Genomic DNA, 12606 nt, shown 5'->3' on the forward strand with positions numbered 1-12606 from the left:
CAGCCTCAGCGCCGACGGAACAGCGGCCGCGGCTCGATCACCGAGCGCCCATACAGCACGCTCATCCCTGCCAACCCTTTGAGTGCGTCCAGCGCGCACTTGTCTTCACGCACGGCAAAACTGTCGAAACCGCATTGGCGCATATGGCTCAACTGGTCACGCAGTACATCGCCAATCGCTCGCAGTTCGCCCATCCAGCCCAGGCGAGTGCGCAGCAGGTAGGCCTGGCTGTAGCCACGGCCATCGCGAAAGCTCGGGAAGTCCACGGCGATCAGCGGGATCAGCTTGAGCCAGGGCTTGAGGCTTTCCACCTCGTCGTCCGGGCCGATCCACACCCCGTCCCGGGCCGGGTGGTGCTCGATGCGGCGCATCAGCCACAGGGCCAGGGGCAGAATCAGCGGCCCGCCTGGCAAGGCGTCGTCGACCCCGCGCACCAGGCTCCAGGCATCGTCTTCCACCAGTTGGGCCTCGCCTTCGTGCAAACGCAGCAGGTTGTTCATGCCAGCGCCTCCAGGGCCTTGGGGTAGACCCGCTCCTTGAACGGCTCCAGGCCGATGCGCTGCAGGGTCTCGACGAAGGGTTCGTCGCTTTCCCGGTAGCGTACGAAGGTGGCGATGATGCGTTCGATCACCTCGGGGATTTCCTCGGCGCTGAAGGACGGGCCGATCACCTTGCCCAGGGCGCTGTCACGGCCCTTGGCCCCGCCCAGGGTGACCTGGAACCACTCGCTGCCGTTCTTGTCGACGCCGAGGATGCCGATATTGCCGATGTGGTGGTGGCCACAGGCGTTCATGCAGCCGGAAATGTTCAGGCTGATGTCCCCCAGGTCGTGGAGGTAGTCCAGGTCGTCGAAGCGCTGCTGGATGGCCAGGGTAATGGGGATCGAGCGGGCGTTGGCCAAGGCGCAGAAGTCACCGCCCGGGCAGGCGATGATATCGGTCAGCAACCCGGCGTTGGCGGTGCCCAGGCCGTGCTCGCAGGCCCGCTGCCACAGCTCGAACAGGCGCGACTTGGGTACATCCGGCAGGACGATGTTCTGTTCGTGGGCAATGCGGATCTCGCCAAAGCCGTAGTCCTCGGACCATTCGGCCACCGCGTCCATCTGCTGGCCGGTGACGTCCCCCGGTGGCGAAGCCGGGCCCGGTTTGGTCGACAGCACCACGCAGGTGTAGCCCGGCACCTTGTGCGGGTGCACGTTGCGCGCCACCCAGCGGGCGAAGGCCGGGGACTCGGCCAGGTGGCTGCCGTACTCCAGGTCGGTGTCCGCCAGGCGCTCGTAGATCGGCGGCACAAAGGCGCTGGCCACCCGCTGGTATTCGTCCTCGGTGAGTTGCGCCGGGCCGTCCCTGAGGTGCTGCCACTCCTCCTCCACTTCCCTGGCGAAGGCCTCGATGCCCAGGGCCTTGACCAGGATCTTGATCCGCGCCTTGTACTTGTTGTCGCGCCGGCCGTAGCGGTTGTAGACCCGCAACACCGCTTCGACATAGGACAGCAAGTGCTGCCAGGGCAGCCCGTCGCGGATCTGCAGGCCGAGGATCGGCGTGCGCCCCAGGCCGCCGCCGACTATCACCCGCAGGAGCATCTCGCCGCTGCGGGCGCGGTAAAGATAGAGGCCGATGTCGTGCATCATGATCGCCGCGCGGTCTTGCTTGGCCGAGCAGATGGCGATCTTGAACTTGCGCGGCAGGAACAGGAATTCCGGGTTGATGGTGGACCACTGGCGCAGGATCTCCGCCAGGGGGCGCGGGTCCAGGTATTCATCGCCGGCCACGCCGGCAAAGGCTTCGGTGGTGATGTTGCGCACACAGTTGCCGGAAGTCTGGATGGCGTGCATCTCCACTTCGGCCAGGCGCTGCAGGATGTCCGGCACCTGGGCCAGCTCGATCCAGTTGAACTGCAGGTTCTGCCGGGTGGTGAAGTGGCCGTAGCCGCGGTCGAAGTCCCGGGCGATGCTGGCCAGGGTGCGCATCTGCCGGGCGCTGAGGGTGCCGTAGGGAATCGCCACCCGCAGCATGTAGGCGTGCTTCTGCATATACAGGCCGTTCTGCAGGCGCAGGGGCAGAAACTCCTCCTCGCTCAGTTGGCCGCCCATGAAGCGCTCGACCTGGTCGCGAAACTGCGCCACCCGCTCAAAGACCAGGGCCCGGTCATAGTCGTCGTACTGATACATGTCCCTACCTCATCGAAGCTGATCGTGCTCTAAACGGCGCGTGGTGTGAGGAGGCGACTATGCGCGTACGGCGCAGAACGTTACAGATTCAGGTAAAAACTAAAAAACCATATCAGCCAGCGCCACGACACCGTGAACATGAGGAAAATCTGATCCGTATTAATGTGGTTTTTCTGAGCCTGTTTTGTTTCCCCGCTGATTCCTACAGTGCACCCCGTGCCAGACCGGGTGGCCTGGCAAGACTTTGCAACCGTGGAAGCATTGACCATGAACTCAGCAACAATCGGACAGGCCTACAACTACAAGGTGGTTCGCCAATTCGTCGTCGCAACAGTGGTATGGGGCGTGATCGGCATGGCCATGGGGGTGTGGATCGCCTCGCAACTGGTGTGGCCGGAAATGAACCTCGACCTGCCCTGGACCAGCTTCGGCCGCCTGCGGCCCCTGCACACCAGCCTGGTGATCTTCGGCTTCGCCGGCAGCGCCCAGTTCGCCGCCAGCTACTACGCGGTACAGCGCACCTGCCAGGTGCGGCTGTACTCCGACAGCCTCGCCGCCTTCACTTTCTGGGGCTGGCAATCGGTGATCGTGATCATGCTGGTCACCCTGCCCCTGGGCTACACCACCACCAAGGAATACGCCGAGATCGAATTTGCCGGCGCGGTGTGGATGGCGGTGGTCTGGGTGGCCTACGCCATCGTGTTCTTCACCACCGTGGTGCGGCGCAAGTGTCAGCACATCTACGTCGGCAACTGGTTCTTCGGCGCCTTCATCCTGGTGATCGCCATGCTCCACGTGGTCAACCACCTGTCGATCCCGGTGGACTGGTTCAAGTCCTACCCGGTGTACTCCGGCGCCACTGACGCCATGGTCCAGTGGTGGTACGGCCACAACGCCGTGGGCTTCTTCCTGACCACCGGCTTCCTGGGAATGATGTATTACTTCGTGCCCAAGCAAGTAGGGCGCCCGGTGTACTCCTATCGCCTGTCCATCGTGCACTTCTGGGCGCTGATCACCCTGTACATCTGGGCCGGCCCCCACCACCTGCACTACACCGCCCTGCCGGACTGGGCCCAGTCCCTGGGCATGGCCATGTCGCTGATCCTCCTGGCCCCGAGCTGGGGCGGCATGATCAACGGCATGATGACCCTGTCGGGCGCCTGGCATAAGCTGCGCACCGACCCGATCCTGCGCTTTCTGGTGCTGTCCCTGGCGTTCTACGGCATGTCGACCTTCGAAGGCCCGATGATGGCGATCAAGACCGTCAACGCCCTGTCCCACTACACCGACTGGACCATCGGCCACGTGCATGCCGGGGCCCTGGGCTGGGTGGCGATGATCACCTTCGGCGCCATCTACCACATGGTGCCCAAGGTCTTCGGCCGCGAGCAGATGTACAGCGTGCCGCTGATCAACCTGCACTTCTGGCTGGCGACCATCGGCACCGTGCTGTACATCGCCTCGATGTGGGTCAACGGCATCACCCAGGGCCTGATGTGGCGCGCGGTCAACGAGGACGGCACCCTCACCTACTCCTTTGTCGAGGCGCTGGTGGCCAGTCATCCGGGCTTTATCGTGCGCTTCGCCGGTGGCGTGTTCTTCCTCAGCGGCATGCTGCTGATGGCCTACAACACCTGGCGCACCGTCCGCGTGGCCGATGAAAAACTCGCCCTGAACGACGCCCAGATCGCCTGACCACTCTTGCCACGCCGGTCATCGCGACCGGCGCCGGCATTTCAGGAAGCCAAATGCTGATGGACATTCTCTTCAACCTGCTGGGGGTGGCGTTCCTCTACCTCTGCATCGAGTACTGCCTGCGCCACCAGAGCGCCAAGAGCCTGGACGAGGCCAGCCTGATTCCTTTCGCCGATGATCCGGACGTGGCGCGCCGGGTCGAACTGGCCACCGGCAAGAAGATCAACGCCGTGGCCCCGGAGGAAGCCAAGCCGGGCTGGATCAACCTCGACATGTAGCCCCCCCGGCTTGCCGGCGAAGAGGCCCGCAAGACCTGCACATGGCCGGCGAGCGCCTTCGCTGGCCAGCCAGCTCCTGCAGTAGGTGGCGGTCAGGCGCGCTCGCGGGGGATCAGGCTCTGCAACTGAGCGGCGAGGAAATTGCCGTCAAAGGCAAAGACGTCAGGGTCCTTCAGGCCGTTGGTCTTGCGCCATTGCCAGTCGCCCGACGCCTCGCCTACCAGGGACACGCTGCCCAGGCGCGCCGCAGTCAGGCCGATCACCGCCAGGGAAATCTGCCCTTGGGGGCCCATCACATCCGGCACGAACTCCACCGGTTTGCCGGCGATGTGGATGGTCAGCTTCTCGCTCTTGAAGGTCGAGACCTCCAGCGGCACCGCGGGGCTGAAGGCCACATAAGGCTCGCGCTGCAACGCCAGCAGGTCCGGCAGCAATACCGGCGCCAGCCAGTCTTCGATCTGCCCGAACAATTGATGAATGCGACGCGCCCAGACCACCGACTGGCTGTCGAACAGCTGCTTCTTGTGGGCTTCACTGGCCGCGTAGTGGCGCAGCATCTCGCCCAGTTGCTGGATATCGTCCATTGCGCTGTGTCCCTGGCTTCGACCTTTGAGAACAGCAGGTCGCCGGCCCTGAGCATGGCAGATGCCGGTGTCGGGCGTTGAGTTGTTTGCCCGCCGGCTCGCCGATCCCTGTAGCTGCGACCAGCGATGATGATCCTGCGGGACGCTGGCGGCGATCAGCGGCGGAGCATTACCAGGCAAAAGCTACGGCGCGGTATCCGCCGCTCGGCGCTGAAACTGCAGCCGGTACTGACGCGGCGTCAGGCCAGTGGCCTGGCGCAAGGCGCTGCCCAGGTGGGACTGATGGGCAAAACCACAGTCCTGGGCAATCGCCGCCAGGGGCAGGTCGGTGTGCTCCAGCAGACGCCGGGCCGCTTGCAGACGCACCTCGGTGATCCAGGCATGGGGCGTGATGCCTACAGCACGACGAAAGTCGCGCAGCAGGCGCAGTTCGTTGTGGCCGTAGGTCAGGGCCAGTTGCGCCAGTGACAGGGGCCGGGCGTATTCATCGGCCATCTGTTGCAGCACCTGCCCCAGATCCGGCGCCGGGGCCGGCGTTGCCCGACCGGGCTGGGCCAGCCCCAGAAACGCCAGCGCGCATTGCTCCAGGGCCAGCTCATCGGCCTCGGGCGCCAGCAGCAGGCGCCGGGCTTCGCGCCCCAGGGCCAGGGCGCGGGCATGCCCCGGGCTCTGCATCCGGCGCTGGCCAGGAACCAGCGGCGCCGCGCCCTGCCAGCGCAACAGCAGGTACTCGCCACCCATGGCGGATTCGGAAAACACTTCAATGCCTGCGGGCGTCAGGGCCAGGGTGCCGGGCCAGGTGTCGAAATCCTCGCGGCGGTCGGAGTCGATGGCATGCACCCCGCGCTGACGTTCCAGGGTCACGCCCAGGGTCTGCCACTGGGCCGGATCGCGGGCGCTGTAGGCCGCGGCCGGCAGCAGTTGCAGCAGCAGGCGGCCGTCCAGCAGGCGATGTTCGAGCACCTGGGGCATGTGAAATTTCCTGATAGATCGCCACCCGGGGCGGCGTGAAACTGAGGCTTACCCAACCGCACCACAGAGGAGTTGCCCATGCGTACCATCGGCCTGATCGGCGGCATGAGCTGGGAATCCAGCGCCGAATACTATCGCCTGATCAATCAGCAGGTCCGTGATCGACTGGGACCGCTGCGCTCGGCGCGGTTGCTAATGTACAGCGTCGACTTCGGGCCTGTCGAACAGGCCCAGCATGCCGGACGCTGGGACCTGGCGGCAGCGATCCTGGTAGACGCCGCCCGGCGCCTGGCGGCCGGCGGCGCCGATTGCCTGGTGCTCTGCACCAACACCATGCACAAGCTGGCCGGCCAGATTCAGGCCGCAACCAGCCTGCCGTTCCTGCACATCGCCGATCCCACCGCACAAGCGGCGCTGGAGGCCGGCACCCTGAGTGTGGGCCTGCTGGGCACCGCCTTCACCATGGAGCAGGATTTCCTCAAGGGACGCCTGGAGCAGCAGGGCCTGCAGGTGCTGGTGCCCGATGAACAGGAGCGCCAGGCGGTGCACCGGATCATCTACGAAGAGCTGTGCGTGGGCATCATCAGTGCGCAATCGCGCCAGGTGTACCAGCGGGTGATCGAGTCCCTGCAGGCCCGTGGCGCCCAGGCGGTGATCCTCGGCTGCACGGAGATCGGCCTGCTGCTCAAGCCCGAGCACAGCCCCCTGCCCCTGCTCGACACCACCGAGCTGCACGCCCGGGCGGCAGTGGCTTTCGCCCTCACGGATGAAGCCAAAGAGCCGGGGCGCGACCAGCCATTGACCGCCCCCTGAAAACGCCAGCGACTGCCCATCCGGGCCCGGGCCTCACGGAGTCCCGGGGCAAGGCGGCGCTGCGGTCGAGCGCCACCGGCTGCCGGAACAGCAAGGCGACCCACTCAGCGGCAAAGTCGACGCCGGCCTCGTCAGGGCATGGTGCGCAAGCGCGCCATGCTCAGTACGTCGAGGTAACGGCCATCGCGAATGGCGTAATCGCGCAGTTGGCCTTCGGTTTCGAAACCGAACTTCTGGTACAGGCCGATGGCGGGCAGGTTGTCGGCATAGACCGTCAGTTCGACCCGGCGCAGGTTCATCCAGTTATCCGCCACCTCCAGCACCGCGGCCAGCAGGCGGCTGCCGATGCCCTGGCGCTGCCAGGCCGACGCCACGCCCATGCCGATGCCTGCGCAATGGGACCGGCGCACCCGGGAAAACTGCTCAAGGCTGCAACTGCCGATCACCGTGCCCTGGTGCACGGCCACCAGGGACACCAGGCGCTCATTGTCCGCCCGCTGGGCCAGGCGCTGGCGCCACAGCTCGCGCGACTGATAAGGCATCTGCAGGGTCTGGGCCGCCACGCTGGGTTCGCTGTACAGCACCGTCAGACCGTCGATATGGGCTTCGTTGCACCGCTCGATGACGATGGTGGGATGGGCGTTGGGCATGGCGAGGTCATCCTTGAAGTCGAAGTGGCCATCGAGTGTACGTGCATGCGCCTCTGGATGACGAGGGGCATGGAGCTCGTCCGCCGGCAAGGAATCGCCGCGCAGCCCTCCCCGCAGGAGCTGGCCGGGCGGCGCTCCGCTTGCCAGCGAAGGCGTTTTCGAAGGCAGCGCCGGGCTTGCGGGCCCTTTCGCCGGCAAGCCGGCTCCTACACGGAGTCGCGGTGGCTGCCCGCTCGTGGGCGCTGGGGTGAATGTCCGGGCGAGCGGGCGAGCCAGTTCAGGCAAACCACTCCTGGCGCTCGCTGAAGGTGTTGAGGATCAGGTCCGCCAGTTGCTGCACTTGGGTTTCGTGCTGCACCTGGGCATTGATCGCCAGCCAGGCCCGGCGCTGCATGCCTTCGTTGAACAGCCCGGGCAAGGCGATCAGGCCGCGATCGTAGCTGCTGATATAGCTGGGCAGCAGGCCGATGCAGGCGCTGCAGCGGATCATCTCCAGCATCAGTTCGTAGGAATGCACGTGCACCACCCCGGCCAGGCGCTGCTCCACCAGGCTGTTCCAGGGCCGGAAATGCTCCACCTGGCGATCGTGCTGCCACTGCACCAGCATGTAGTCCGCCAGGTCGTCGAGGCTGTCCGGGCGCACCGCCACCCGCGAATAGCGCTTGGCAATGTGCGGCAGGTAGTCGATGCGGGCCAGGGGCTGGGGTTCGCGGGTGGCGAAGCTGGGGCCTGGCAAGGGTGAATCCTCGGCTGCCAGCCACAGCACCAGGTCGGCACTCAGGGCCTGCAGTGACAAGTCGCTGTCGATGGCGATGATCTCCAGGCGCGCACTGGCGTTGCGCCGCAGCAAGGCGATCAGGTCGCGCCCGAGAATGTCATGAAGGATGCTTTCGGCCACCGCCAAGCGGATCAGCGGCTGCTCGATCACCGGCAGCCGCCGCTGGTGGGCCAGGGCGATCAACTGCGCCTGCAACTGCAGGCCTTCGCGACTCAGGCTCAAGGCATTCCCCTGATAACAGAACAGTGAACGGCGCAAATGCTCTTCCAGCAGCGCCAGTTGCTTGCGCAACAGCGTGGCCTTGATATTCAGGCTGCGGGCCGCCTGCATGAAGCAGCCGCAGCGGGCGCTCACCAGAAAATACTGCGCCACCTCCGGGTCGATCCCCGCTGCCAGGGCCAGCCAGGCTTCCCGGGGTTCGCTGGGGGCGATATAGGGCGCAACCCCCTGGAGTGGAACAGGCTCTAGAAATGACATCGTTGACTCCCTGTCTTGTTGAATGTTGCTTCCTTGGCGGGCGGGCGAAGGGGACCGTGAGATCGCCTTCGCTGGCAAGCCAGCTCCTACAGTTGTCGGTGCTGTGTGTTGCCCCCGTGGGAGCCGGCTTGCCGGCGAAGGGGGCCGTGAGTTCGCCTTCGCTGGCAAGCCAGCTCCTACAGTTGTCGGTGCTGCGTGTTGCCCCCGTAGGAGCCGGCTTGCCGGCGAAGGGGGCTGTGAGATCGCCTTCGCTGGCAAGCCAGCTCCTACGGTTGTCGGTGCTGCGTGTTGCGCCCGTAGGAGCCGGCTTGCCGGCGAAGGGGGCCGTGAGTTCGCCAGCAGTCCTAGAGCTTTTCCTCCAGCACTTGGTTGAGCACGGCACCGTCGATGCTCAGGGTCGCGGTGTTGAGCATGCCTTCCAGGTAGGCCTTGGCGATCTGTTCCTGGCGCTGGGCGCGCAGGGCCTGGGTCAGGCGATCACGCAGTTCGTCCAGGCTGGCAGTCCGTGCAGGTTGCTGTTCGGTGAGCTTGAGCACGTGGAAACCCGCCGCGCTCTGCACCACGTCCGAGACCGCGCCAACCTTCAACCGCGCCACCGCGTTGCGCACCTCCGGTACCAGTTGCTGCAAAGGCTGCAAGCCGGAATCGCCGCCGCGCTTGGCGCTGTCGGGGTCCTGGGAGTATTGCGTCGCCAGGGCGGCGAACTCTCCCGGCGCGGCCTGGGCCTTGCGGCTCAACTCCTGGGCCTGCTTGCGCACCGACTCCAGGGCTTGCGGGTCACCGACCCCGAGGAAAATCTGGCTGACCCGGTACAGCGGCGGGGTCAGCCACGCCGATTTGCCGCTGTCATAGGCCTGTTGCAGTTCCGTGGCGCTGGGGTAGTCCGCCGGCACCTGGCTGACCGATTGCAGGTAGTCGCGAAAGACGATCTGCTCGGTGACGGCACGGGTCTGCAGCTCCACCTCGGGGCGCTGGCGCCAGCCCTGGGCATCGGCCTGCTCCAGCACGGCCTTTTGTGCCAGGCGTGAACGGATCCACGCCTCCAGGGCCGGGCGATTGCCCCGCAACTCCTCGCGGGACACCTCGGGCAAGCCGGCGAACAGGCTCTTGAGCTCTTCGGCCGCCACTTGCTGGTTGCCCAGGCGCGCCACCGCCGGGCCACTGGCCGCGCTCTGCTGCAGCGCTGCCGTGGCCGGCTGCTGGGCCGCCACCGGCTCGTTGCCCGGGCGCAGGCTCAAGCCCACCGCCAGCCCGAGCAAGGCCAGGGCCCCGGCACCTATTACCAGGGTTGGCTTCTTCACAGGCTGGTTGCCTCCTCGCGCAGCTGGGCCTCGGGCGTCGCCGGTTCGGCCTGGGCCTGGGCTTGCAGTTGGGCGGCCTGCTGGCTGTATTCGCGCAAGTAGACGATGAACTCCTGGAGCAGGCGGTCCCACAGTTCCAGGTTGCCCCGCAGGTGGGTTTCACCGACACCGGCCACTACCACGTCCATTTCCATGACCAGGAACTCGCCCTGCAGCGACAGCCGGGCAAAACGCCGCGAGGCGTTCCACAGCTCCGCCAGGCCCGCCGGCAGTTCACCCTGGACCCGCAACGCGCAACTGAAGGTGAAATCCACGTAATGGCCCGACTGCGCCGCCGGGTTGCCGAAGCGCACCGCGTAGCCGATGCCCTGGCTGGCACTGAGCAGTTGCACGATGCCGTTCTGCTCGGTCTGGTTGACCCGGTAGCCAGCGCCTTGCAGCAGGTCGGTGAGGCTGTCGATGGAAACGCTGTTGATCAGAGTGCCTTGAGTCATGGCTGATTCTTCCCTGTTGTTCAGTGAGCGAGCGCCGCCTTCGGCGCATCGAACTGGTTAGTGTAGAGCTCATCGCCAAAACCCTGAGCCAGCTCTTCGAACTTGACCCGGGCGCTGCCGGCGAACGGCTGGCGGATCTTCACCACCTCGGCCACGTCGATCTTCTCGTAGGCCGTGAGGATCTCCTTGGCGATGCCGTACATCTGTTGATTCTTGACCGCACATTGCTGCACTTGTGTGTCACGTTCGGCCAATTGCGCCTGCAACCTGGCCCGTTCGGCCTCCTTGCCCCGGGCCAGTACCAGCAAATCGTCGTAGGCCTTCTTGAACTTGCCCAACTGTTCACTGCTGGCCGCCGCCTGGGCCTGGGCCTGGCTGTGGAGGGTCTGCTGCTGGCCAGCCAACTGCTCGGCCACGCCGCGGGCCTTGGCCAGCTCGGCGCTAAGCTGCTTGACCTGGGCCTGGGCGTCCTTGGCCGCGCTCTGTGCCGCATCCCGTGCGGCGCTGGCCTGGGCCTGCTCGCTCTGCAGGGCCTGCAATTGCTGGGTGGTGCTGCGCAGTTGGGTACGCAGGCGCTCTTCCATGCCTTCGGCCGCGGCAGGCCCTGCGGCTAGCGCCCCCCAGACCAGCAACAGGCCTGCGGCCCCTGCCCTCGCTCGGCTGTTCATAACGATCCTCCCTGCGCTTAGAAGCGCGTGTTGAGTTCAAGCTGCATGACGTCGACCTCGTAGCGCGGGCCATAGACTTCCGAGCCATTGAGGTAGCGAGCGCTGGCGTAGATGTTCTTGTCGATGCCGTAGTTGCCGCCGATGAAATAGCCCTTGGCGTTGGTCCCGCCGAGGTGGAACGAGGAGTCGTTGAAGCCGTCCGGCAAGGCATCGGGCTGGATGTACTTGTAGCCGGCCAGCAGGTTCCAGTCGCCGGCCTTCTTCATCTCCAGGGCGTTGCCCAGGGTGAACTGCACCATCAACGCATTGCCGCCACTTTCAAACTGGCCGTCGCGGTTGATGTTGTTGACGATCTGGCCCTCGCTGCGCTTGAGCATCTCGCCCTTGTCGTAGGCCAGGTTGTGAATGAAGTTGGTCTGGCTGCGCAGGCGCAGGTCGTCCGGCAATTCAGTGTCCCAGGCCAGGTTCAGGTCCAGCACATCGAACTTGGAGGCCAGGCCGACGAACTGCGGCTGCGGGGTCAGGCCCGGCGTGGCCGGATTGGGGGTGATGTTGCGCAGCAGGAACACGCTGTTGCCCTTCTGCATGAAGGCCACCCGCGAGCCGTCGGTGTCGCAGCCCGGGGCCCCGGCCCAGGGTGCGCAGGGGCTCGAGCGCTGGCCTTCGATGTCGTCGAAGCGGTAGTAGGCCAGGGCGCCCTTGAGGCTGTTGCTGCGGTTGATCTTCCAGTTGGCGCCGATCTGCCCGCCGAACAGCCACTTGGTGTCGCTCTCTTCCTTGTCCCAGCCGTTGCTGCTGGCGGTGTCGTTGGTGTATTCCACGGGGAACGCGCCGAGGGTGCCGAACAGGCCCCAGTCGCTGTTGAGCTTGTGGTTGAAGATGGCCGCCACACCGTCGAAGTTCAGGTCGTTGGAATACATCATGTCGGTGGAATAGAACGGGTTGGCGAAGCGCCCGCCGGTCAGGGTCAGGTCCGGGGTGGCCTTCCAGGTCAGGTAGCCCTGGTCGAGCCAGATGTCCTTCTTGCCGAACCCGCCGCCCAGGGTCTGGGTGGTGGACACCGGGTTGTTGTCCGAGCCGGTGCCGATGCGGATACCCGCGGTCCACTCCGGGGTGATCACTGCCTTCATCCCCAGGCGCGCCCGCAGGCGGAACAGGTTGTCACGGTCTTCCCGGCTGTTGAGCAGCGGCGGCAGACGGGTGTTGGTGTCCTTGTTGACGTCGTAGGGGCCGTTGTCATTGAGCTTGGCGTAGTCCACCAGCTCGTTGCTGTTGTTGTCGTCGAAGAACCGCGATTCGCTGCGCAGGCGGATATCGCCGTCGAAGCTGATGCGCGACACCCAGTCCGGGAAGGTGTTGGGCTGGGCCCAGTTCTCCTGCTTGGCGGTGGCCATGACCTCGGCCTTGACCTGATCGCGAATCTGCTCGCGGACAATCGCCGGCACGTACTGCACCCGCACATCCCCCGGTGCCGCGGCGGGCCCGCTGGCTGCCACGGCAACTGCGGCGCTGGCCTGGCGGGCCTGCTGGGCTTCCTTCTCGGCCTGGGCGATCAGGCCGTCGGCCTGCTCCTGCTTCAGTACCCCCTGCTGCACCAACAGACGGATCAGGTTGATCGTGGCGTTCTCCGAGGGCGCGGCCGCGGCGGCCACGGCCTGTCCGGCCAGGGTCAGGGCGACCATGCCGAGCGCCAGGGTCAATCGATTCACGGTGGAAATCATCTGCA

The 12606-nt window shown here is 65.7% G+C and carries 13 protein-coding genes; 3 read left to right on the forward strand and 10 right to left on the reverse strand.

Going from position 1 to position 12606, the window contains the following annotated elements; translation table 11 throughout:
* Positions 1 to 5: 5 nt before the first annotated feature.
* Both ACZ5BO_RS19080 and ACZ5BO_RS19085 read right to left on the reverse strand, forming a co-directional pair.
* Positions 6 to 500, reverse strand: a complete 495-nt coding sequence (locus ACZ5BO_RS19080) for a DUF934 domain-containing protein (protein ID WP_025127516.1) — start codon at positions 498 to 500, stop codon at positions 6 to 8.
* Entirely contained in the window at positions 497 to 2170 is a 1674-nt protein-coding gene (locus ACZ5BO_RS19085; RefSeq protein WP_025127517.1) for a nitrite/sulfite reductase, read from the reverse strand. The genes ACZ5BO_RS19080 and ACZ5BO_RS19085 overlap by 4 nt, the downstream gene beginning before the upstream one ends.
* Before the next feature lie 267 nt (positions 2171 to 2437).
* Between ACZ5BO_RS19085 and ccoN the strand changes: the two genes are divergently transcribed.
* Together ccoN and ACZ5BO_RS19095 are read left to right on the forward strand one after the other, a co-directional pair.
* Complete coding sequence (ccoN, locus tag ACZ5BO_RS19090) at positions 2438 to 3865, forward strand: cytochrome-c oxidase, cbb3-type subunit I (RefSeq protein ID WP_025127518.1); 1428 nt, start codon at positions 2438 to 2440, stop codon at positions 3863 to 3865.
* A gap of 59 nt (positions 3866 to 3924) precedes the next feature.
* Complete coding sequence (locus ACZ5BO_RS19095; RefSeq protein ID WP_029978206.1) at positions 3925 to 4143, forward strand: hypothetical protein; 219 nt, start codon at positions 3925 to 3927, stop codon at positions 4141 to 4143.
* 92 nt (positions 4144 to 4235) lie between these two features.
* Here ACZ5BO_RS19095 and ACZ5BO_RS19100 read toward each other — a convergent pair whose 3' ends face one another.
* Together ACZ5BO_RS19100 and ACZ5BO_RS19105 are read right to left on the reverse strand one after the other, a co-directional pair.
* Positions 4236 to 4727 (reverse strand): hypothetical protein, encoded by a 492-nt coding sequence (locus ACZ5BO_RS19100; RefSeq protein ID WP_025127520.1) that lies wholly within the window; start codon positions 4725 to 4727, stop codon positions 4236 to 4238.
* A gap of 183 nt (positions 4728 to 4910) precedes the next feature.
* A complete protein-coding gene (locus ACZ5BO_RS19105; protein ID WP_464696112.1) occupies positions 4911 to 5699 on the reverse strand; it encodes a helix-turn-helix domain-containing protein in 789 nt (262 codons plus the stop codon).
* Positions 5700 to 5777: 78 nt separating this feature from the next.
* Between ACZ5BO_RS19105 and ACZ5BO_RS19110 the strand changes: the two genes are divergently transcribed.
* Positions 5778 to 6512: an aspartate/glutamate racemase family protein gene (locus ACZ5BO_RS19110; RefSeq protein ID WP_464696114.1), complete on the forward strand. Its 735-nt coding sequence runs from the start codon at positions 5778 to 5780 to the stop codon at positions 6510 to 6512.
* Positions 6513 to 6643: 131 nt separating this feature from the next.
* Here ACZ5BO_RS19110 and ACZ5BO_RS19115 read toward each other — a convergent pair whose 3' ends face one another.
* The 6 genes from ACZ5BO_RS19115 to ACZ5BO_RS19140 form a co-directional block, all read right to left on the reverse strand.
* Positions 6644 to 7162 carry a GNAT family N-acetyltransferase gene (locus tag ACZ5BO_RS19115; RefSeq protein ID WP_464696116.1) on the reverse strand — a complete coding sequence of 173 codons (519 nt, stop codon included), beginning with the start codon at positions 7160 to 7162 and terminating at the stop codon, positions 6644 to 6646.
* Between the two features lie 277 nt (positions 7163 to 7439).
* The gene (locus ACZ5BO_RS19120) at positions 7440 to 8417 is read right to left on the reverse strand and encodes a LysR substrate-binding domain-containing protein (protein ID WP_464696118.1); all 978 of its coding nucleotides are present in this window, start codon (positions 8415 to 8417) and stop codon (positions 7440 to 7442) included.
* Positions 8418 to 8761: 344 nt separating this feature from the next.
* Positions 8762 to 9718, reverse strand: coding sequence for a peptidylprolyl isomerase (locus ACZ5BO_RS19125; protein ID WP_464696120.1), 957 nt, complete (start codon positions 9716 to 9718; stop codon positions 8762 to 8764).
* Positions 9715 to 10212 carry a YbjN domain-containing protein gene (locus tag ACZ5BO_RS19130; RefSeq protein WP_464696122.1) on the reverse strand — a complete coding sequence of 166 codons (498 nt, stop codon included), beginning with the start codon at positions 10210 to 10212 and terminating at the stop codon, positions 9715 to 9717. The genes ACZ5BO_RS19125 and ACZ5BO_RS19130 overlap by 4 nt, the downstream gene beginning before the upstream one ends.
* 20 nt (positions 10213 to 10232) lie before the next feature.
* The gene (locus ACZ5BO_RS19135; protein ID WP_025131851.1) at positions 10233 to 10880 is read right to left on the reverse strand and encodes a hypothetical protein; all 648 of its coding nucleotides are present in this window, start codon (positions 10878 to 10880) and stop codon (positions 10233 to 10235) included.
* A 17-nt stretch (positions 10881 to 10897) separates the two neighbouring features.
* Positions 10898 to 12601 carry a putative porin gene (locus tag ACZ5BO_RS19140; protein WP_464696124.1) on the reverse strand — a complete coding sequence of 568 codons (1704 nt, stop codon included), beginning with the start codon at positions 12599 to 12601 and terminating at the stop codon, positions 10898 to 10900.
* Positions 12602 to 12606: the final 5 nt, after the last annotated feature.

The organism is Pseudomonas sp. FFPRI_1 (assembly GCF_055384485.1).